16 protein-coding genes and 6 pseudogenes are annotated in these 21,500 nt (G+C 62.0%); 12 read left to right on the top strand and 10 right to left on the bottom strand.

Annotated elements, in window-relative coordinates:
- Positions 1-190 precede the first annotated feature (190 nt).
- Together PD885_RS12845 and PD885_RS12850 are read right to left on the bottom strand one after the other, a co-directional pair.
- On the bottom strand, positions 191-1,177 hold the full coding sequence (locus tag PD885_RS12845) for a lytic transglycosylase domain-containing protein (RefSeq protein WP_002810497.1): 987 nt from the start codon (positions 1,175-1,177) through the stop codon (positions 191-193).
- A 49-nt stretch (positions 1,178-1,226) separates the two neighbouring features.
- Positions 1,227-1,412: pseudogene (locus PD885_RS12850) on the bottom strand (transcriptional regulator); the annotation flags it as partial.
- Here PD885_RS12850 and PD885_RS22760 point away from each other — a divergent pair.
- The 9 genes and pseudogenes from PD885_RS22760 to PD885_RS12895 form a co-directional block, all read left to right on the top strand.
- Positions 1,408-1,588, top strand: a pseudogene (locus PD885_RS22760) (glutathione S-transferase family protein); the annotation flags it as partial. The pseudogenes PD885_RS12850 and PD885_RS22760 sit on opposite strands and share 5 nt — an antisense overlap.
- 38 nt (positions 1,589-1,626) lie before the next feature.
- Entirely contained in the window at positions 1,627-3,096 is a 1,470-nt protein-coding gene (gene miaB, locus PD885_RS12860; protein ID WP_002810503.1) for a tRNA (N6-isopentenyl adenosine(37)-C2)-methylthiotransferase MiaB, read from the top strand.
- 749 nt (positions 3,097-3,845) lie between these two features.
- On the top strand, positions 3,846-4,835 hold the full coding sequence (locus tag PD885_RS12865) for a PhoH family protein (protein WP_002810506.1): 990 nt from the start codon (positions 3,846-3,848) through the stop codon (positions 4,833-4,835).
- A gap of 325 nt (positions 4,836-5,160) precedes the next feature.
- Positions 5,161-5,646 (top strand): rRNA maturation RNase YbeY, encoded by a 486-nt coding sequence (gene ybeY, locus PD885_RS12870; RefSeq protein WP_002810508.1) that lies wholly within the window; start codon positions 5,161-5,163, stop codon positions 5,644-5,646.
- Positions 5,646-6,164 carry a hypothetical protein gene (locus PD885_RS12875; RefSeq protein ID WP_002810510.1) on the top strand — a complete coding sequence of 173 codons (519 nt, stop codon included), beginning with the start codon at positions 5,646-5,648 and terminating at the stop codon, positions 6,162-6,164. The genes ybeY and PD885_RS12875 overlap by 1 nt, the downstream gene beginning before the upstream one ends.
- A 95-nt stretch (positions 6,165-6,259) precedes the next feature.
- Entirely contained in the window at positions 6,260-7,138 is an 879-nt protein-coding gene (locus tag PD885_RS12880) for a CorC family transporter (RefSeq protein ID WP_002810511.1), read from the top strand.
- A complete protein-coding gene (locus PD885_RS12885; protein ID WP_002810513.1) occupies positions 7,135-8,409 on the top strand; it encodes a lipoprotein N-acyltransferase Lnb domain-containing protein in 1,275 nt (424 codons plus the stop codon). Before PD885_RS12880 ends, PD885_RS12885 begins: the two co-directional genes overlap by 4 nt.
- A gap of 14 nt (positions 8,410-8,423) precedes the next feature.
- Positions 8,424-9,425 (top strand): magnesium and cobalt transport protein CorA, encoded by a 1,002-nt coding sequence (locus tag PD885_RS12890; protein ID WP_002810515.1) that lies wholly within the window; start codon positions 8,424-8,426, stop codon positions 9,423-9,425.
- Positions 9,426-9,640: 215 nt separating this feature from the next.
- Positions 9,641-10,124, top strand: a pseudogene (locus tag PD885_RS12895) (IS30 family transposase); the annotation flags it as partial.
- Between the two features lie 26 nt (positions 10,125-10,150).
- Here PD885_RS12895 and PD885_RS12900 read toward each other — a convergent pair.
- Together PD885_RS12900 and PD885_RS12905 are read right to left on the bottom strand one after the other, a co-directional pair.
- Positions 10,151-11,039: pseudogene (locus PD885_RS12900) on the bottom strand (IS3 family transposase).
- 135 nt (positions 11,040-11,174) lie between these two features.
- Positions 11,175-11,973 (bottom strand): IS5 family transposase gene (locus PD885_RS12905; RefSeq protein WP_088056926.1). Its coding sequence is split into 2 segments (ribosomal slippage): positions 11,175-11,703 and positions 11,702-11,973, totalling 801 coding nucleotides; the frame shifts between segments, so codons are not numbered across the junction.
- Positions 11,974-12,081: 108 nt separating this feature from the next.
- Here PD885_RS12905 and PD885_RS12910 point away from each other — a divergent pair.
- Both PD885_RS12910 and PD885_RS22765 read left to right on the top strand, forming a co-directional pair.
- Positions 12,082-13,011: pseudogene (locus tag PD885_RS12910) on the top strand (IS5 family transposase); the annotation flags it as partial.
- A 157-nt stretch (positions 13,012-13,168) separates the two neighbouring features.
- Positions 13,169-13,327: pseudogene (locus tag PD885_RS22765) on the top strand (alginate export family protein); the annotation flags it as partial.
- Positions 13,328-13,386: 59 nt separating this feature from the next.
- Here PD885_RS22765 and PD885_RS12915 read toward each other — a convergent pair.
- The 6 genes from PD885_RS12915 to rpoE all read right to left on the bottom strand — a co-directional run bounded on the left by PD885_RS12915 (position 13,387) and on the right by rpoE (position 19,127).
- The gene (locus tag PD885_RS12915; RefSeq protein ID WP_065975129.1) at positions 13,387-14,754 is read right to left on the bottom strand and encodes an IS5 family transposase; all 1,368 of its coding nucleotides are present in this window, start codon (positions 14,752-14,754) and stop codon (positions 13,387-13,389) included.
- A gap of 105 nt (positions 14,755-14,859) precedes the next feature.
- Positions 14,860-15,198, bottom strand: a complete 339-nt coding sequence (locus tag PD885_RS20805) for a hypothetical protein (RefSeq protein ID WP_134656592.1) — start codon at positions 15,196-15,198, stop codon at positions 14,860-14,862.
- A 62-nt stretch (positions 15,199-15,260) separates the two neighbouring features.
- Positions 15,261-15,728, bottom strand: a complete 468-nt coding sequence (locus PD885_RS20810; protein WP_145954051.1) for a glycine-rich domain-containing protein — start codon at positions 15,726-15,728, stop codon at positions 15,261-15,263.
- Between the two features lie 220 nt (positions 15,729-15,948).
- Entirely contained in the window at positions 15,949-17,520 is a 1,572-nt protein-coding gene (locus PD885_RS12920; protein WP_002810629.1) for a DegQ family serine endoprotease, read from the bottom strand.
- 105 nt (positions 17,521-17,625) lie between these two features.
- Positions 17,626-18,510, bottom strand: coding sequence for a sigma-E factor negative regulatory protein (locus PD885_RS12925; RefSeq protein ID WP_002810630.1), 885 nt, complete (start codon positions 18,508-18,510; stop codon positions 17,626-17,628).
- Complete coding sequence (rpoE, locus tag PD885_RS12930) at positions 18,507-19,127, bottom strand: RNA polymerase sigma factor RpoE (RefSeq protein WP_002810631.1); 621 nt, start codon at positions 19,125-19,127, stop codon at positions 18,507-18,509. The genes PD885_RS12925 and rpoE overlap by 4 nt, the downstream gene beginning before the upstream one ends.
- Before the next feature lie 236 nt (positions 19,128-19,363).
- Here rpoE and PD885_RS12935 point away from each other — a divergent pair, with 236 nt between their 5' ends.
- On the top strand, positions 19,364-21,445 hold the full coding sequence (locus PD885_RS12935) for a 3-hydroxyacyl-CoA dehydrogenase NAD-binding domain-containing protein (protein WP_002810633.1): 2,082 nt from the start codon (positions 19,364-19,366) through the stop codon (positions 21,443-21,445).
- Positions 21,446-21,500 lie beyond the last annotated feature (55 nt).

The following is a 21,500-nucleotide window of genomic DNA, read 5'->3' on the forward strand; positions in this document are numbered from 1 at the left end:
CGTCGGCAGCTGTGACGCGGTGCACGCAGGCTGCCTGCCGACGCGACGGACCCGGCCCGCGATCAATCCGCAATGGTGCACTTGCAGCACGAAAGAACTGCAGCGCGCGACCGATTCGCTGCCGGCATTCCTCGACGACTGTCCAAGTAACTATCGCAGTGGGTTCGGCGCAAAGTGCAGACGCACAACTTCAGTTGGCTGCGGTCGCCTGACCGCGATAACGGCCGGCAAGCAAGCCGACGCGTTGCACATAGCGCTGGGTCTCGCTGTAAGGCGGAACCCCGCCGTAGCGATCCACCGCGCCCTCACCTGCGTTGTAGCCGGCGGCGGCCAGGGTAAGATCGCCGTTGAAGCGCTTCAGCAACCACGCGACATAGTGCACGCCGCCACGAATATTTTGCGTTGCATCATAGGCATCGCTGACACCGAAGCGGCGAGCGGTGCCTGGCATCAGCTGCATCAAGCCTTGCGCACCGGCACGACTGAGCGCGAGCGGGTTGTAGGCCGACTCGGCGTGAATGATCGCGCGCACGATAGCTTCTTCGACACCGAATTCGCGCGCCGCCGCCGCGATTTCCTGCTGGTAGGCATTGGTGTTGAGCCGGATCGCACCGAAGTTGACGCCCGGTTTGGCACCACAGGCGTAGCAGGTTTCGATAAAGCTGTAGTGGATGGTGCGCAAGCCTTCGATGCTGGCGACCTCGCGCGGGCGGGCGCTGGTGTAGTGGCGCACGCCATCCTTCAGATAAGCGTAGACCTGCCCGCTGACCACCCGGCGCGGATTGACCGGCGCTGCGGCAGGCGGCGGCGCGATCGATGCGGCCGACACCGGCAGCGCGCGCGGCACGACTGCCGAAGCGACCTCGGCAGCGCCACGTGGTCGCTGGCTGACCGGCTGACTGATGATCCTGGTCGGCGCACCGCTGTCGATGTTGGCCATGCTGCGCGCTGGATTGGCAGATAGACCTGCTGTCGAAGACGTCGAAGACGGCATGCGACGGACCGAACGCTCCGGGGTGTAGCTGCTGATGACGCTACATGCTGCACCGCTCTGACGCTTGCTCAAGTAGCTGGTGATGCCGTCGCCGCTGACGCACTTGTACAGCGTGCCGGCGCTGACCGGCGCGACCGACAGCGTGACGAGCAACAGCCCCAGCAATCTTGACATCCCCTTCATGTGGCGGAGTGTCCCAGCTTGCCCTGGGCTTGCCAAGTGTCGGGCGCCGTTATCCGGATAGCCGGTCAAATTGCGCTCGCAATCTGTCCAGGGCCTGGGTCGGGTTTTCACGCGCATCGGCGAGAGCAGTCGCCTCGAATAGCAGATCGAGCAGCAGCAGATTGGCCGCCAGTGCCGACATGCTCGGCGCGTCCAGACCCTGCCAGCAATGGCCGCGGCCGTCTGCTTCCAGCGCGGTCGATGTGCTGTGGGGTGGCGCGCTCGGCTGGATGGTCGATTTCGGCCTGGTCGAGCCGCCCGCAACCACCCGTGCCTAAATCGCACGCATGGGCCGACCGGCCAGTGTTTGGTCGTGCCGACGCGACGATGCCCAGGCCTGAGCATTCGGACGAACCCGGCGCAAGCGGGTAAACTGCGCGACTATCTTCTACCCGCCTGGAATAAGCGCCATGCCCGGGACATCCGTTTCCGATCTGTCCACGGCCTCCGCCGCGGACGCACCTGCCCTGTTGCCGCTGCCAGTGGCCCGTCCGTCGGCGCCTGCCGTGGTGCGCGGCAAGCTCTACATCAAGACTCACGGTTGCCAGATGAACGAGTACGACTCGGCCAAGATGGCCGACGTGCTTGCCGCTTCCGAAGGGCTGGAGCTGACCGACAACCCCGAAGAAGCCGACGTGGTGCTGGTCAACACCTGCTCCATCCGCGAGAAGGCGCAAGAAAAGGTGTTCAGCCAATTGGGCCGCTGGCGCTTGCTCAAGCAGAGCAGGCTCAACGCCGGCGGCACGCCAGTGATCATCGGTGTGGGCGGTTGCGTCGCCTCGCAGGAGGGCGAAGCCATCGTCAAACGCGCGCCATACGTGGACCTGGTGTTCGGCCCGCAGACGCTGCATCGGCTGCCGGAATTGATCCGCGCGCGGCGCGAATCGGGCAAGTCGCAGGTAGATATCAGCTTCCCGGAAATCGAAAAGTTCGACCGCCTGCCCGAGCCACGTGCTGATGGCCCGTCGGCCTTCGTGTCGATCATGGAAGGCTGCTCCAAGTACTGCTCGTTCTGCGTAGTGCCCTACACCCGCGGCGAAGAAGTGAGCCGGCCGTTCGAAGACGTGCTGGTGGAAGTGGCACAACTCGCCGCGCAAGGCGTGCGTGAGATCAACCTGCTCGGCCAGAACGTCAACGCCTATCGCGGTGCTTATGGGGCCGATGCCGGTGAAGCAGCGCAATACGCGGATCTGGGCTTGTTGATTCGCACCATCGCGCAGATCGACGGCATCGGCCGCATCCGCTTCACTACCTCGCATCCGCTGGAATTTTCAGATTCGCTGGTGGATGCGTATCGCGATGTGCCGCAGCTGGCCAATTACCTGCATCTGCCAGTGCAGGCAGGCAGTGACCGCATTCTGTCGGCGATGAAGCGTGGCTACACCGCGCTGGAATTCAAATCCAAGATCCGCAAGTTGCGCGCGGTGCGCCCGGATATTTCGATCAGCTCGGACTTCATCGTCGGCTTCCCTGGTGAAACCGAAGCGGATTTCGAAAAGACCATGAAGTTGATCGAAGACGTGGGCTTCGATCAAAGCTTTTCGTTCTTGTATTCGCGCCGCCCTGGTACCCCGGCATCGGATCTGCAGAACGATACGCCCGAAGCCGTCAAGCAGGCGCGCCTTGCCCGCTTGCAGGCGCAGATCAGCGCGCATGCAGCGAGTATTTCGGAGTCCATGGTGGGCAGCGTGCAGCGCGTCCTGGTGGAAGGTCCATCACGGCGTGATCCGAACGAATTGACCGGCAAGAGCGAGAACATGCGCCCGGTGAATTTCCCCGGCAATCCGCGTTTGATCGGACAGTTCGTCGATGTGCTGATTATCGAAGCGATGCGCAATTCGCTGCGTGGTCGTATCCAGCTGGACGACAGCGCGAGCTGAGACGGCATAGGCGCCATCGTGTTCGGCGCCCTGTTGGAACGGTGCTCGTACCGCGTACGGTTTGAAGGGCGACATGCGTTGATCGGTCGATGCATGTGTGCATGCCTCTGCTGGCAGAGGATCGATAAAGCGCGGCGATATTCTGGGCATCGCGTGGCAGCGCGTGCTATCGATACGCGTGCGCGCGCCTGCATCGCCACTCGGATTTCCGCGACCTTACTATTGGCAACGTCACGGCCCCTGCGTTGGCAGAAAGTCGCTCAAGCACGTACTTGCTGCGGAGGTTGAGATCGGGCTGCCGATCGATAACGGCAGCGTAGGCGCGCGTGACACAATCGCAATCGCGCATAGCAACGACACCGACACCTCATCGCGCATCACGCGCGCCAGCGATCAAATTTTCGCCACCCATCTGCAATGCCTTGCAGCGCAAGGCGTCACCGCACTTACCCACAGGCTTTGCCGAGATCGATCCACACCGCTTGTGGACAACCGCGCACGCACTGGTTGTTTTTTCGCCACCACCCTGTCGCACCTTGCGCCAGTAGGCATGACAAATTTTATCCACAAGTTAGTGATGCGTGACTCCACAGCGATTGTGGAGAACTCGCTCTTGTCCGCGCGTGGCTCCATCGACACGGTGCCGCACCGTCCGGTTTGTTGGTGGGATCACATGGCGCACGCTACCCTTTTCGCCCCGCCCCGCCCCGCCCTACCGACGCCGCCTGCGTGCGCTATCCGATCCGACCATGAACTCACCTGCACATCGCGATTTCACCTTGGAACCCAACGACACCGAGCGCTTGGCCAACCTGGCCGGCCCGTTCGACGCGCATCTGCGCCAGATCGAACTCAAGCTTGGGGTCGAGATCGCCAACCGCGGCAACATCTTCCGAGTTACTGGCCCGGAGCCGGCAATCGCCGCCACGCAGTCGTTGCTGACCGCACTGTATGACGAGGCCGCCTCCACCATCTTCGACAATCAGGCGATCCATCTACGGCTGAACGATGCCAACCTCGATCACGTGGCAGAGCGCGCCTATCAGGCGCAGGACGTGGCGATCAAGGTCAAGCGCGGCACCGTGCGTGGCCGCGGCGCCAATCAAGCCAAATATCTGCACGCGATCGCCACGCATGACATCAACTTCGGCATCGGTCCGGCCGGCACCGGCAAGACGTTCCTGGCGGTGGCCTGCGCGGTTGAGGCACTGAACGAATCGCGCGTGCAACGGCTGATTCTGGTGCGCCCGGCGGTGGAGGCCGGCGAAAAGCTAGGCTTTCTGCCAGGCGATCTCAGCCAAAAGGTGGACCCGTATCTGCGCCCGCTGTACGACGCGTTGTATGAAATGCTGGGTGTGGAAAAAGTGGTCAAGCTGCTGGAGCGCAACGTCATCGAGATCGCGCCGCTGGCCTATATGCGCGGACGCACGCTCAACGATGCGTATGTGATACTGGACGAAGCGCAGAACACCACCATCGAGCAGATGAAGATGTTCCTGACCCGTCTGGGCTTCGGCTCCACTGCCGTGGTGACCGGCGACCTGACTCAGGTCGATCTACCCAAGCACGTCAAATCCGGCCTGCGCGATGCGGTCGAAGTGCTACGCAAAGTAGAAGGCGCCAGCTTCACCTTCTTCGAAGCACGCGATGTGGTGCGCCACCCGTTGGTACAGCGCATCGTCACTGCATACGACAGGCGCGATCAGCAGGAAAACGCTACCAAGGGCAACACTGAGTGAGCAGCGTCTTGCCAGCCTTGTACTGGCAAGCGCAGTGGCTACGGTAGGAACGCTCACCGCCACGGATGCACGCGGCTGTGACAGCTCACAGATCTTGCACGCGCACCGCGCGAGCCGGTTGCTGGTCGGCTCATCGAAGGCGGCATTGCCGCGGTCTGGATGCATGACCAGCCCGGCTTCGTTTCAAGCTGGAAAGCGCAGGACTACAATCGCCTCTGCAGACGTGGCCCGATCGGCCGTACGCACGACCGCGTTGACGATGGGTCTGCGGTGATGTTGCTGATCATCTGCTCTCATTGACTCTCTTGCCCAGGAAACTCTAGCCATGACCAAAGGCCCGGTCCGCCTCGAGGTTGTCGTCAGTTACGCGCTGCCGCGCGCCGGCTTGCCGTCGGCGGTGAGTTTTCGCAAGTGGGTGGCTGCGGCGCTGAAGGAACGCATCCGCAAGGCCGATCTGGCGGTGCGCGTGGTCGATGAGAAGGAAGGCTGCTCGCTCAATTACCACTACCGCGGCAAGGACTACGCCACCAATGTGCTGAGCTTTCCGGCCGAGCTGCCCGAAGGCTTGCCCGAGGGCATCAAGATGCCGCTGTTGGGCGATCTGGTGATCTGCGCACCAGTGGTGGCACGCGAGGCAGCCGAACAAGGCAAATCACTGGCGGCGCACTATGCGCATCTGACCGTGCACGGCACCTTGCACCTGCTTGGCTGGGATCACGAAGACGAAAAGGAGGCCGATGCAATGGAGCAGCTGGAGCGCGAAATTCTGGCCGACCTCGGCGTTGAAGATCCCTACGCTGGAGAGCGCTGATGCGTGCCTGCCTCGCAGCCGTGTTGTCGTTGCTGGTCTGCTCCAGCGCCTGGGCCCGTATCTCGCCGGTACGCCCGGACCTGCCGGCGTTGATCGAATGCCGCCAGAGCATCGGCGATTTCAGCGCCTTGGCGCCGGTGCTGGCCGACCCGCTCAAGGCGGTCGCGCTGGGCTGGACACCGCTGGAGCAGTCCAATCTGTTCATGACCGAGTACACGCTCAACACGCCGATCAACGTATTTGGCCACAGCACCAGCCATATCGCGTTTTCCGGCACCAGCATCATGGCGATCCTGGACCTGCCTGATCCGCGCCCGCTGGCCAAACAATTGAACCTGGAACTCGGTGTGGATAACGCCGACAAAGTTATGTACGGCCGCGAGCTCGTCAGTGAAGACACGACCAACCCGAAGACCGGGGAGGCGATGATTGAGTCGATCGTGCTCAGCGTGACCACCGTCAAGTCGCATCCAGGCAAGACCGTGGTCGGCTGCGGTTATACCCTCGACCTGCCCTAAGACCGGGCACGGCGCATTGCCTCTGCGGCGCTTTGCCGGCTTCCTGTTAGACTGATATCTAATGCCTGGTTTGCCGGGTGCCGTTTCCCGTAACGATGTTCGAAGACGACACTAGCCAATCCTCAGAAACACCGGAAAAACGCCGTAGCTGGCTAGAGCGCCTGAGCGCTGCCTTCTCTGGCGAACCTCACACCCGCGACGAACTTGTCGCGTTGCTGCGGACCGCCGAACAGGACGGTCTCATCGCTGCAGACACCCTGCGCATGATGGAAGGCGCCATCTCCGTGTCCCAGCTCACCGTGGGCGACGTGATGATCTCGCGCTCACAAATGGTCTCGCTGCCCGTGGAAGCGCGCTTCATCGACCTGATGAAGCAGGTGGTCGAATCCGGACATTCGCGCTTCCCTGTCCACGGCGAGAACAAGGACGAAGTGCTCGGCATCCTGCTGGCCAAGGACCTGTTGCGCGGCGTGGTCGCCGACAACGGTCCCGGCAACGTGCGCGAACTGCTGCGCCCGGCGGTATTGATCCCCGAGTCGAAAAAGCTCAACGTCCTGCTCAAGGAATTTCGCCTGTCGCGCAACCACATGGCGATCGTGGTGGACGAGTACGGCGGCGTCGCCGGCCTGGTCACCATTGAAGACGTGCTGGAGCAGATCGTCGGTCAGATCGACGACGAGCACGACGATGCCGAAGAAGAGAATTCGCTGATCGCGATTCAGGCCGACGGCCGTTACGTAGTCGATGCGCTGACGCCGATCGAGGACTTCAACGAACGCTTTGGCGCCGAATTTCCCGACGACGAATACGACACCGTCGGTGGCCTGGTTACCGATGCGATCGGCCACCTGCCGGAGACCGGCGAAGAACTGACGCTGGGATACTTCACGTTCCGTGTGACCAAGGCCGATGCGCGGCGCGTGCATGCCTTCCACGTCAACATTTTGCCGCACGACCCGCAGGGCGACGCTTGAACCTGTCGCGTGGCATTGCCGCTGCAGCAGCCTTCCGCTGCAGCGCTCGGCGATGGGCCGCATCCTGGGTCCTGGCGTTGTTGGCGGTGCTGATTGCACCGGCAGCCTTCGCTCGGATCGCCGGCCAAGCGCCCGCCCACGCACCCGTGCAGGCACCGCGCATCGGCGTGGTCACCATGCAGCCGGGTGAAATGTTCTTCGAGCGCTTCGGTCACGATGCCATCGTGGTGGTCGATCCCGTCACCCGGCAGGCGACCTCTTACAACTTCGGCTTTTTCGACCCGAGCGAACCGGACTTCGGCCCGCGTTTTGCGCGCGGCGAAATGATGTATTACCTGATGGCGTTGCCGCTGGAAGAAGACCTGTCGCAATACCGTGCCGTTGGCCGCGGTGTCAGCGTGCAATGGCTGGATCTGCCACCGGAACAGGCACGCGCATTGGCCGATGGGTTGGCTGTGCGCGCCCGGCCGGAAAATGCGCGCTACCACTACGATTATTTCGAAGCCAATTGCGCCACGATGGTCCGCGACACGCTGGACCGGGCAATGGGCGGCGCGCTGAAAACGCAGCTGGCCGGCCGCTCGCGCGGCAACACGTTTCGTAGCGAAGCAGTCCGCCTGGCCTCCCCTGCCCCATGGATGTGGCTAGGCTTCGATCTGGGCCTGGGTCCGTATGCGGACCGCCCGTTGTCGCGCTGGGAAGAAGCGTTCGTGCCGATGCGCCTGGCCGACGGCCTGACCCAGGTGCACAACAGCGCCGGCCGCCCTTTGGTGCAATCCACACAGGTATTGCTGCCACATCGCATCGCACCCGAACCGGACGAACAGCAACGTCGTTGGTGGCCATGGCTGCTGACCGGTCTTACCGTCGCTGCCGGCGTGGTGGCGTTGGGTCGCAGGCAACAACGTCTGCTGGCTGCCCTTGCGCTGCCGTACTGGCTGTTGTGCGCGATCGGCGGCGGGTTGCTGGTGTATCTGTGGGGCTTTACCGCGCACCAAGCGGCATGGGCCAACCGCAACCTGTTGCTGGTCAACCCGCTGTGCGTTGTGCTGATGGTCGGCGGTGTCGCACTGCTGCGTGGGCGCCGGCCCGGACGCTGGTTCGACGTGCTGCGCTGGGTGGTTGCTGCTGCGGCATTGCTGGCCTTGCTGATCCACTGGCTGTCGTTCCAGGCGCAGGACAACCTGCACTGGGTGCTACTGTTATTGCCGATCCACGCCGCGCTCGCCATCGCGTTGCGGCGGCGTGACTTGTCTGCCAGCACGCGCTGATCCAGGATGCGCCCATGAACCACCATGGCCCCCATCCGGATAACCCGTCCTGCGTCATCACCTGCGCCTATTACGATGGCGACGCCGAGCGCCACGACATCAGCCTGGAGCAGATCAGCGATGTGCTGCGGCGCCCGGACGGGTTCGTCTGGGTCGGCCTGTACGAACCGCAGGAATCGGTGCTGCACAAGCTGCAGGACGAGTTCGGCCTGCATGATCTGGCGATCGAGGATGCGCTCAAGGCGCACCAGCGCCCGAAGGCCGAGAGCTACGGAAATTCGCTGTTCGTGGTGGTCAACACCGCGCAGTTGGTCAACGAACGCATCCGCTACGGCGAGACCCACGCGTTTTTAGGTGCGCGTTTTCTGCTGACCGTGCGCCATGGTGCCTCGCTGTCCTATACGCCAGTGCGGCACCGGGTCGAACGCGAACCGGCGATGCTGCGCATGGGCGCCTCATTTTGTCTGTACGGCGTGCTCGACTTCGTGGTCGACAACTACTTGCCGATCATGGACGAGTTTCGCGACGCCCTGGAAGGGCTGGAGAAAGACATCTTCGCCGACGACTACAAACGCGACACCGTGGTGCACCTGTACGAACTCAAGCGCGAACTCAACAAGATGCGCCTGGTAGTCGCGCCGCTGCAGGACGTGCTCTCGCACCTCAAGCGCAACCCCGGCGCGCTGATCCACGACGAAGTCGGCATCTACCTGCGCGACGTGCTCGATCACGCCGTACGCATCAACGATGCCATCGACACCTTGCGCGAAATGCTGGGCACCGCGCTGAGCGTCAACCTCTCGATGGTGACACTGGCTCAGGGCGAAACCGTCAAACGGCTGGGCGCCTGGGCCGCCCTCCTGGCCGCTCCCACCTTAATCACCAGCTGGTATGGCATGAACTTCACCCACATGCCCGAACTGGACAAACGCTATGCGTATCCGCTGCTGGTGGCCGGCGTGGTGGGTTCGTGTCTGGTGTTGTATCGCCTATTCAAGCGCGCGCGGTGGCTGTGAGGCCGCTTTGCGGCCGGGATTGGAGATTCGGGATTAGTGATCAGCTTTCAGCGTTGGCCGCCCTACCAATCGGTGAAATGAAGAATGTTTTCCATCTTTTTGAGATTGGTAGCCTGTCCTAGCTTCCTGTCCGCAGCCGGCTTCAATACTGTATCGCAACACCAACAACGGTTGTGAATTGGTCCAAGCGACTTCACCGCTAAATGGAGTCGCTCATGTCATCCAGCCGCCTGGACCTGTCAGAACGATACCGTCTGCATGCGTTGTATGAAACCGGCATGTTGCGTGCCATCGCCAGTGCCTTGGAGCGCGCGCGCAGCACCATCAGCCGCGAACTGCGCCGCAACCAGCACGCTGCGCGGTATCTTCTAAATCACCGCAGCGCATCCAGTGAGCGACGGCGCACGCAGGCCAGGCGACGTCCACGCATCGACGCTGAGCGCATCGCCCAGATCGAGGTCTTGCTGAGTGAGGACTTCAGGTCGCACCCAATTGGCCATTCACGAATGGATCTATCGGCACATTGATGCCGACCGGAAGCGCGGCGGTCAATTGTTCACTCATCTACGCAAACGCCGCCGCAAGCGCCGGCGCCGGGGCATGTGCGATGGTCGCGGGCAGCTGATGCATCGACGTTGCTGGACACAGCGCCCAAGCGTGGTGGAGCAACGAAGCCGCATCGGCGATTGGGAGCTGGACTGATACGCCCAGGGTTCCGTAGACACTCAAGACCCTCGTTGCGCGTAGCGCCGTTCAAACTCTACAGGGGACAGGTCGCCAGTTGAACCGTGGCGGTGGTTGGGGTTGTAGAACATCTCGATGTAGTCGAATACCTCGGCGCGAGCGGCGTCCTTGGTGGAATAGGTCCGCCGCCTGATCCGCTCGCGTTTGAGCAGGCCGAAGAAGCTCTCCACGGGTGCGTTGTCGTGGCAGTTGCCACGACGACTCATGCTGCACACCACGCCATGGGACGCCAGGAAACTGCGCCAGTCATCGCTGGTGTAGACAGACCCTTGGTCCGAATGAACCAAGCAACCAGCGTTGGGTTTGCGCCGCCACACCGCAGACAACAAGGCCTGCACGACCAACTCGGTGTCGGCCCGATCGCGCATCGCCCAGCCGACGACCTGCCGGGAAAACAGATCGATCACAACAGCCAGGTACATCCAGCCTTCATGCGTGCGGATGAAGGTGAAATCGCTCGCCCAGGCTGTGTCCGGCTCAGTCACGTCGAACTGTCGGTCAAGCAGGTTGGCCGCCGCCTTGCACTGCATTCCTCCATGGAAGCGCGGTTTGCGACCATAGCCCACCTGGGCACGCAGTCCCTCGGTGCGCATCAGCCGATGCACCCGATGGCGACTGCAACGCTCACCCAGATCGCGCAGATCCCTGGTGATCTCGACGCAACTCTGCCTTCAGCCGCCGAACCTCGGCGCTCTGGTCCACCTCGGCGCGCTGCACCACGCCAGGCTTGCCGAACTTGCGCAGCCAGGCGTAGAGGCTGTGCGTGGTGACACCCAGTCGCTCCGCGACTTCTGCCACCTTGAAACCACGATCGGTCACTTGCCGGACCGCCTCGATCTTGAATTCATCCGTATACCGCTTGCTGCTCATAGACACCTCCGAATTGACCATGTTCCATGGCCTTGAGATGTCTAGGAAACCCTGGGCGTATCAGTCAGCCCTGCACGCGAGCGCGCTGCAGCAGAAGGGTGTGCTTTTGTGCACAGTGACGCGCTTAGAGCCTGTTCACGATCTTTTGAGTAGAAGCGCCAAGAAGGCCAGATGGATGAACTGCAAGCTGGTGTTGAGTTTGCGCTCGCAGTTCTTCCAAAGCCTTCGGTTTTTCTCCAGCCAGGCAAAACTGCGCTCGACGATCCAGCGCTTGGGCATGACCTTGAAGGTGTGCAATTCGCTGCGCTTGGCAATCTGCACCGTGAGCTGCTCGCCTAGAATCTCTCGCACGCCTTCGGCAAACGGTACTCCGATGTAACCACTGTCGCACAGCAGGCTTTGTACATGCGTCAAGTTTGACTGACAGCGCTCCAGCGCCTGCAGCGCACCTTTGCGGTCGGTCACCTCCGCCGTCGTCACCGCGATGGCATGGGGCAACCCCTGGGTATCAACAGCGATATGCCGCTTGATGCCCGACACCTTTTTGCCCGCGTCATATCCCTTTTGCCCGGCTGTGTCCGTGTTCTTGACGCTCTGCGCGTCCACGATCAAGAACCTGCTGAAGATGTTGCGCTCCTGTTTCTGGCGGGCCACGCCAACCTGATTTTTTGAGCGCCCGCTCCAGCAGGCTCACTCCTTCATCGTCGCACTCGCTCCACTTGGCAAAGTACGCGTGCACGGTCCGCCACTTCGGAAAGTCGCTGGGTAGCGCTCGCCATTGGCAACCGGTTCGCAGCACGTACAACACTGCGCACCACACCTCATACATATCCACTCGGCGTGGCTTGGTGCGCTTGCGCGCTTGTTCCAGGATCGGGAGGATGTGTTCGAAACGCTCCCGGCTCATGTCGCTCGGATAGGTTTTTTGGCGCATCCGCAGAGTCTGCACCAATCAGGAAAGATCGTGAACAGGTTCTTAGGGAACCTCTGAACAACGCACTTCAAATGCGCGACACTACACACCTACGTTGAGGAGTCATCCATGCAACTGACGTTCGGTGACGCTGAAGGTTTGGGCAAGCGCAAGCAGACTCGCCGCGAGATCTTCCTGGCCGAGATGGAGCAGGTGGTTCCGTGGAGGCATTTGCTCGGACTGATCGCGCCGCACTATCCGGTGTCGGGGCGGCCTGGTCGACAGCCGTACGCACTGGCGACGATGTTGCGGATTCATTTGCTGCAGCAGTGGTATGCGTTGAGCGATCCGGCGATGGAAGAAGCGTTGCACGAGATCCGGACCTTGCGCCGTTTTGCCCGGCTCGGCGGTTTGGACAATGTTCCCGACGAGACCACGATTCTCAACTTTCGCCGCTTGCTGGAAACCCATGGCCTTGCAGCGCGGATGCTGGAGGCCGTCAACGCGGATCTGGTGCGCAAGGGTCAGAGCCTGCGGTCCGGCACGATCGTCGATGCAACCCTGATCGCTGCGCCCAGTTCGACCAAGAACACCGACCGCGCGCGCGACCCTGAAATGCATCAGACCAAGAAAGGCAATCAGTGGTATTTCGGGATGAAGGCACCCATCGGCGTGGATGAGTTTTCCGGGCTGGTGCACTACGTCCGTTGTACGGCTGCCAATGTGGCCGATGTCACGGTGACCCACGCATTGCTGCACGGCAAAGAAGACAGTGTGTTCGGCGACAGCGGCTACACCGGTGCGGACAAACGCGAAGAACTGCAGACCTGCAAGGCTGGTTTTTTCATTGCCGCCAAGCGTTCGACGATTCAAGCCATTGGCAACAAACGCGAGCGCCGCCAGGAAGAACGTTGGGAATACTTCAAAGCAAGTGTGCGTGCGAAGGTGGAGCATCCATTCCGCGTGATCAAACGCCAGTTTGGCTACACCAAGGTCCGCTATCGCGGCTTGGCCAAGAACACCGCGCATGTGCTGACCCTGTTCGCACTATCCAATCTGTAGATGGTGCGCCGGCAGTTGCTGCCGGCCAGGGGATAATGCTGCCTGGCGCCAGCCAACGCCGCAAGAAACCGTAGAAATCGTATCGTACGCATCAACTCTGTGCGCTATTGGCACGCAGCAGGCTCGAATTTTAGAGGTCTGGTGCGTTGTTCAGACCTTCCCTTTCTCGCCCACTCCCAAGATCACCGTAAATCTGGAATGGGAGACTTTGTGGCGCCAAACCACCAGCGATGCGATCTACAACAATCAGACACGCCTTTACGCACGCACTCAGAGCACCGGCGAGCGCCGCATCGGCACCATGCCGCGCATCACGCTTCCGCGTCCATGCAAGGACGCGGAATGTCGATAGTCGTCCCTGAAAAATCCCCTTCAAGCGCCAAGTGCCGTCGGTGACAGCGGCACGGTACTCAAGGATGACCATCCCATCGCCCGCATCCAGGCACGCAAAAACGCGATCCAGCGCAGCAGCCAGCGCAGGTTGTAGCCAGCGGCGCAGCCGAGCACGTGCAGCGCATCGCCTTGGGCACCTTTCAGCCTGCAGCGACGCAACCGGCAGTCGTCTTTCAGATGTCCGATCACCGGCTCCACCGCCTGCCGTCGCTTGATCCAGCGCCATTGCCGTCGCGTCAGCGTCTTGGCCTTGCCGCGATGCAGGACCTGCACGCCATCGACTTCGCGCCCGCGATCGCCCAGGTCCACGATCGCCACCGTCGGTTCTACGCTCACATCCTGCAGCAACCCGCGTGTCTGCTCCAGCTGCTCGGCCAAGGTATCGCCGTCGTACGGGTTGCCCGGGAAGCTGCGCGCACCCACGACCAATCCCTTGCAGGCGGTGACCGCAATGCCGACCTTGACGCCGAATTCGTACGCTTGACGCGCCTTGCCCTTGCCAATGCATTCCACTTCCGAGGCATGCAATGCGTACAGTTTTTGTTTGTCCTTCGGACGCTGCGTGTACAGCCGTTGCGCACGTTCCAGCCAGACAGCGATGCGCTCGCGCACGCCGGTGTTTACCTGATCGAGTTTGCGTTGGATGTCGCGCACGAGCCGTCCCAGCACTGTGCGTTGACGTCGCAGCACGCGCCGCATCCGCTTGAACTGGCGCGCATGCGCATACCGACCTGCCTTGCGGCTCAGGGCCGGGCCTTGCCGCGCGTAGCTCTGCCGCAATCCGATGCCGTGCCGCTTGGCCAGTAACACCAGCTTCTTGCGTGCCACCTCCAGCAAACGGCTGTCGGTCGGATAGGCGATCGCCTTTTCCTGCACCGTGGTGTCCACGATCACCCGCGACAACTCGCGTGCGTCCACCGCCTGCATCGCATGCGCGGCGTTGATGGTGTGCGCCAGCAGCTCTTCCATCCCGGCCTCACCCAGGCGCTGCCGCCAGCGCGTCAGCGAGCTGGCATCGCTCGGCAAGCGCGTCTGGAACACGACCTCACCGGTGAAGAACTGCCAGTACGGATTCTCCAGCCAGCGCTCGCACACCGCTTCATCGGACAGGTCGTAGGCGTGTTTGAGGTAGAGCAAACCGGCAATCAGCCGCACCGGCAATGCCGGCCGACCGCCACCGGCCTGGGTGGCCGGCAAGCGCGATGAAAGTGCTTGCTCCAACGCCGTCCACGGCATCCGTTGGCTCAGCCGCGCCAGCGGATGACGCAGATCGATCTGGTTCTCCAGCCACGAACGAAACAACTCGGCGGCGGGTCTGTCTTCGGCAGCAGGACGGCGTGTACGCATGAGTGAAAATTGCCAGAAACCAGCCTTCAGCGTAGCGAACACTGGTAGTTTTGGCACGCCGGTGCAGACATCAAGGCCTTGCGGTCGTTGGGTGGTTGGGGGTTTTCAGGGACGACCAATTATAAGATCAGGCTTCGCTACACTGGTCTCTCTCAGCCCCGCGCCAACCAATTGCGATAGAAATGGAGCATCTCCCGGGATAGCCAGCCCCCGCAACACTTCCACATTGACCACATTAACTTCATAGCCCGCCCGAGCACTGCTCAGCGCCACCGCATCATCATATTCCAACCATTGCCTGAAATTACTTTCCACGCCCTCCGCATTTGTGATTACCGTAACTGCATGCCCACTTCTTACCAAGTCCTGCGCCAGCCAATATACTGACCTGGAAACACCACCTTGTATAGGAGGATATTTTCCAAAAATCATAATATGAGCCATATCGCTTCCTTTTTTAAGGAAAACGCCACCCAGTTGGGTGGCGCATACATTATTAATTGCGGTCAGATTACATCATCACTAGACATCGAAAAGCAATTATGACAATCCGCAAAGCCCCCGGGCCCAGCATCTAGACTAGGCCAAAACTGAGGCGGCGGGAGCTCGCAAAAATGTCTCTCATAGGCATATCTAAAGAATTCATAATCACCCATTAGATTAACACTACCGTCGCCAGCGGAAGAATCTGCAGGCTTATGATGGATGTAACGACCAGCGACGGCCTTGCAAAAATTAACATAATCCACAGTGTTTACAATGAATTCATGCCAGAACTTATCTAAAGTCCTTGCCATCGGAAACTTCTTTTCCGGGTATAGCGCGCATAAAGCCAAATATCTAATTACCTCTAAAGCGTGTTTCGACGCACTACTTTTTGAGATACCCACTTCATTTGCATATCTCAAAACAATACTATCAACTGGAAAGGAGAGCGCCTTACGAATGAGATCATGGGAATCTTCATAAGGCACTATAGCTTCAGCATCTACATCCAATAAAACGACCGAGTTAACTTCTACGCTTTCATCATGATTTCTACGCTTTCATCAAGATCAAGAGCCATCATTACTCTCCTCTTACGCATGTCGAGTTAAACCCCCTGCCATTTAACCTTTACCACAAATTATGAACCCATGTCAACCTTGGCGTTTAGCAAGTTTGTCGATTTATTACTCAGTTCAGCAAACTGTATCAGCCTGCCTTAATAGCTACGTAGCTGTTTGCTCGTCCACTAGAGATTAGCACCATGATTACGTCGCCTTTTTTGTAACCGGCCAGCGCACGATTCAACTCGGCCACGCTGCCAACCGAGATCCTACCCACCCGCAGGATGACCTGACCGGGAGAAAGCGGCGGCGAAGTGTCGCGCGCCTGCGAACCTGTCACCGCGGCGATGCGCACACCCTGTCCCGCTTCCAGGCCCAGGCCGCTGCGCTCGGCGGCGGTCAGATCGACGACTTGCAGGCCGAGCAGTTCCACGCTGGCCGGGGCGCTGGGCTTGGCCTTGTCGGCCGCGGCGCGCGGTGCGGCGTTGCCGGACGGGTTGTCCAGCGTTGCCAGGGTGACGGCCACCTTGCGCGGCTTGCCGTCACGCAGCACGTCCAGGGTCACCTTGGTGCCCGGCGGCAACAAGCCGATCATTGGCGGTAGATCGCTGTAGGCCTGGATATTCTTGCCATCGATGCTGCGGATCACATCGCCCACCTCAATGCCGGCCTTGGCTGCAGGACTGCCGGCGGGAATGTCGTTCACCAGCGCACCGCGCGTATCCGGCAAGCCCAGGCCCTGCGCCTTGAGTGCATCGATCGGGCCGACCGCCACGCCCAGCATGCCGCGACTCACGTGGCCGGTGGCCTTGATCTGCTCGGCAGCGCTGAAGGCCAGATCGATCGGGATCGCGAAGCTGATGCCCATATAGCCGCCCGAAGCGGAGAAGATCTGCGAATTGATGCCAACCACTTCACCGCGCGTGTTGAGCAGCGGGCCGCCGGAGTTGCCCTGATTGATCGCCACGTCGGTCTGGATGAAGGGCACATAGCGCTGGTCCGCATACGGATTGCTGCGGCCGGTGGCGCTGACGATACCGGCGGTGACCGAGTGATCCAGGCCGAACGGCGAGCCGATCGCCACCACCCACTGGCCCGGCCTGAGCGTTTTGGAATCGCCGATGCGCACCGTCGGCAGACCCTTGGCCTCGATCTTCAGCAGCGCCACATCAAATTGCTCGTCGCTGCCAACCACCTTGGCCTTGAACTCGCGCCGGTCGGTCAGCTTGACGGTGACTTCGCTGGCGCCATCGACCACGTGATGGTTGGTCAGCACGTAGCCGTCGGCGGAAATGATGAAACCCGAGCCCATCGACTTGCCGGCGATACCGCCGTCGTCATCGTCCTGGCCGGGGCCCTGCCCCTGACGCGGTCCGCCCGGCATTTGGAAGTCCGGCCCGAAGAAACGGCGGAAGAACTCCGGCATCTGCTCATCGCCCGGCATGGCGCCGCCGTCCTGTCCCCCCCGCCGCTGATGCGCCATGGCGTCCTTGCGGGTAATGGTGGTTTCGATGTTAACCACGCCCGAGCCGACCTGTTCGACCAGGTTGGTGAAATCCGGTAGACCCGCCACCAGCTGCGGCGCTGGCGTGGCGCTGCGGTTGACGGCGATCGGCGCGGTGTCCTTGGCGACCGGCGCAGGCCGCTGCGCGCAAGCGATCAACGGTAGGGTCATGGCGATCAGGCCAAACATTTGGGTGCGGATGCGATGGTTCATCAGGTTGCCTCCGATGGCAGGGCGACAGGGGCGAACCCTTTGATGACAAGGGTCCGGCACGATAACGAGAGGAAGGACGCCGAGCGGATGAGATCGGCGGCGGCGTCAGTTCTGTGGCAACTGCACCGGCAGCGGCCGGCTTAGCGCCGGGCTGGTCACGATCTGTGGCGCGGGCTCGAACGGGTAGAACGCGGCGCCTTGGCCGCTTTGCCGGACACTGGCGTCGAGCGGCCTTTCGCCAGCCCCGGATAAAGCCGCGCGCGGCCACGGGCGTGGCTGCAGCGTCGTATCGGAATGCGTGAACGGGTTGGAGGGCGCTGCGGGGGTTACAGTCGCCGGTGCCGGCGTGGCGGTCGCCACCATGCGGGTCGGCGTTTGTTGCTGACGCCAAGCCACGCTACGCGCCACCTGCTGGTTGCGCGTAGCCGCGCCACGGCGGGTGGACGCCAGCGCTGCGGCCGGCGCTGCCGCGGCGAGCGCGACAATGTCATCAGGGGTCGCCGGGCCAGGCGCGACCGGAACCTTCGGTGCCACTGGTGTGACCGGAACCTGCGAAGCCGCAGGCATCTGCGCTGCGGTGGCATACACCGGCATATCCGAGGCAGGCAAGGCGGTCTGAGGAAGACGTTCGCGCGCGATGAATAAAGCAATTGCGGCAACCGACGCTGCAATCGCCGCGCCACCACCCCAACGCCAACGCGCGGCCGGGCGCCTCGTCCGGTGCTCCTGTGGAACGGGCTCAGCAGCGATGGCGCTACGCACACGCGCTGCAAAATCCGATGGTGCTGGCGCACTGGCCGCACCGCGCAACACATCGCCGCATAGCTGCCAGCGTTCGTGGCAACCGGCAAGTTCTTCATCGTGGGCCAGACGGCGCAACAAAAAGCGCGACTCGTCGGTATTCAATTCGCCGTCCACCAGCGCGGACAGCTGCTGACGATAGTGAAGCTCGAACTTGTCGGTGGTGGACATGGCAGGGTTATGCCTCATACAGCGTGTCGCTCACGGGTAGCGCTTTCGGTCTCCAATAGAGGCCGCAGCTCGATGTCGATGGCCTCGCGCGCCCGGAAGATGCGCGAGCGCACCGTTCCGATCGGGCAATCCATCTTTCGCGCGATTTCGTCATAACTCAGCCCGTCCACCTCGCGCATGGTGATGGCCGACCGGAGTGCTTCCGGTAGGGCTTGGACCGCACGCATCACCGTTTGTTCCAGCTCCTGTCGCATCAATTCGCGCTCCGGTGTGTCGGTATCGCGCAATCGGATCCCACCATCGCACCGCTCGGCATCGCTGATCTCGATGTCGTCGGCGGGTGGCCGGCGGTTGTGCGCAGCCAGATGATTCTTGGCAGTGTTGACGGCAATGCGGTGCAACCACGTATAGAACTGGGAGTCGCCGCGGAAACTGTTGATCGCGCGGTATGCGCGCACAAATGCGTCCTGGGCCACGTCCTGGCTTTCGCTCCAGTCGGCGATGTAGCGCCCGATCAGCGCGACGATTCGATGCTGGTATTTGCGCACCAGCACATCGAACGCTGCGCTTTCGCCGCGCTGCACACGCCGGACCAATTCCAGATCCAGCTCCTGAGGTGTATCGACTTCGGCCATGTCGGGCCGCACTCCTGTCAGCCCACCGAAGTCGGGCAATGAGACCGCCGTTGAAAAGAAAAGTTCATACCGGTCCGTACGACCGTCGCGCATTCAGGGTAGCCGCACCGGTGCGCCGCTTGCCACGCCCCGGATGAGGCGCATGCCGTCCTGTCGGCGGATATGGGTATTTGACGTGAAGGAAACAACCTCTGGATGATAACGATCTTTCCTCATATTGCCGGATGGCCAGACGCATGCTTCCAGGTTTCGACGGGCTCCGATTCAGTCATTGGCAGGCCGACCTGCGCGAGGACGGCGTGGTGGTGCTCAGCCTTGATCGTCAGGGCGCACCGGTCAACGCACTTTCGCAGGAGGTGCTGCTCGAGTTGGACGCGCTGGTCGAGCGGCTGGCACTGGAGCCGCCCAAGGGCGTGGTACTGCGCTCGGGCAAGGCCAACGGTTTCATCGCCGGTGCCGATCTGAAGGAGTTTCAGGAATTCGACCGCAAGGGCACGGTCAATGACGCGATCCATCGCGGCCAGAGTGTCTTTCAGAAGCTGGCCGAACTGCACTGTCCTACGGTTGCGGCAATCCACGGCTTCTGCATGGGGGGCGGCACCGAGATCGCACTGGCCTGCCGCTACCGGGTAGCCTCCAACGATGGCAGCACACGCATTGGCCTGCCGGAGACCAAGCTCGGCATCTTTCCCGGCTGGGGCGGCAGCGCCCGCTTGCCGCGTCTGATCGGCACACCTGCTGCGATGGATTTGATGCTGACCGGCCGCACTGTGTCGGCCAAGGCCGCGCGTGCGATGGGCTTGATCGACAAGATCGCTGCGCCTGCCGTACTGGTCGATGCGGCCGCGGCGTTGGCACTGGCCGGTACCAAGCGACCGTTCAAACAGCGCGCCACCGCCTGGGCCACCAATACCTTACTCGCGCGCAAACTGCTGGCGCCGCAGATGCGCAAGCAGGTCGCACGCAAGGCGCGCAAGCAGCACTACCCGGCGCCATATGCGCTGATCAACGTATGGGAGCGCGCCGGTGGCAGCGGCATCCAGGCCCGGCTCGCTGCCGAACGCAAGGCGGTGGTCAAACTCGCCAGCACGCCGACCGCGCGCAATCTGGTCCGTCTCTTCTTCCTCACCGAGCGCTTGAAAGCGCTAGGTGGCAAGGACGCCGGCGGCGCGGCACTGGCGCCCATTCGCCATGTGCATGTGATCGGTGCCGGGGTGATGGGCGGCGACATCGCGGCCTGGGCCGCTTACAAGGGCTTTGAGGTCACCCTGCAGGATCGCGACCAGCGCTTCATCGATACCGCGTTGACGCGCGGCGGCGAGTTGTTCGCCAAGCGGGTCAAGGACAACGCCAAGCGGCCGGCAGTCGCGGCGCGTCTGCGTGGCGACCTGGCCGGTGCAGGCGTGGCACAAGCCGATCTGGTGATCGAGGCGATCATCGAAAACCCACAGGCCAAGCGCGATCTGTATCAATCGGTAGAGCCGCGGCTCAAGCCCGATGCGTTGCTGACCACCAACACCTCGTCGATTCCGCTGATCGAGCTGCGTGGGCACATCCAACGTCCGGCGCAGTTCGCCGGCCTGCACTATTTCAATCCGGTGGCGATGATGCCGCTGGTGGAAATCGTGCAGCACGACCGTCTGGATCCGGCCAACGTCACGCGTCTTGCCGCGTTCTGCAAGGCATTGGACAAGTTCCCGGTGCCGGTCGCCGGCACGCCGGGTTTCCTGGTTAATCGCGTGCTGTTCCCGTATCTGCTCGAAGCGGCCACCGCGTATGCCGAAGGCGTGCCGGGCCCGGTGCTGGACAAGACCGCAGTGCAGTTCGGCATGCCGATGGGGCCGATCGAATTGATCGACACGGTTGGCCTGGATGTCGCCGCGGGCGTGGGCGCAGAACTGGCGCCCTTCCTGCGCTTGCCGATTCCAGCGGCACTCTCCACGGTGGAATCGGGCAAGCGCGGCAAAAAGGATGGCCAGGGCCTGTATAAGTGGGAGAACAGCCGCGCGGTCAAGCCCGACGTGGCCAGCGGCTATGCAGTGCCGGCCGATCTGGAAGATCGCCTGATCCTTCCACTGCTCAACGAAGCGGTGGCCTGCCTGCACGATGGCGTGGTGGCCGATGCGGATCTGCTCGATGCCGGTATCATCTTCGGCACCGGCTTCGCCCCGTTTCGCGGCGGCCCGATCCAGCACATCCGCAGTGTCGGCGCCGACGCGCTGCTCGAACGCCTGCAAGCACTGCATGCGCGTTACGGCGAGCGCTTCGCACCACGGCCAGGTTGGGATTTGCCGTTGTTGCGTGAGGCAGTGGTGTGATGTCGCTGCTGCTACTTTGCACCAACAAGAAGGCCGCCCTCTGGCGGCCTTCTTG

This window comes from Xanthomonas fragariae (assembly GCF_900183975.1).
Lineage (GTDB): Bacteria > Pseudomonadota > Gammaproteobacteria > Xanthomonadales > Xanthomonadaceae > Xanthomonas > Xanthomonas fragariae.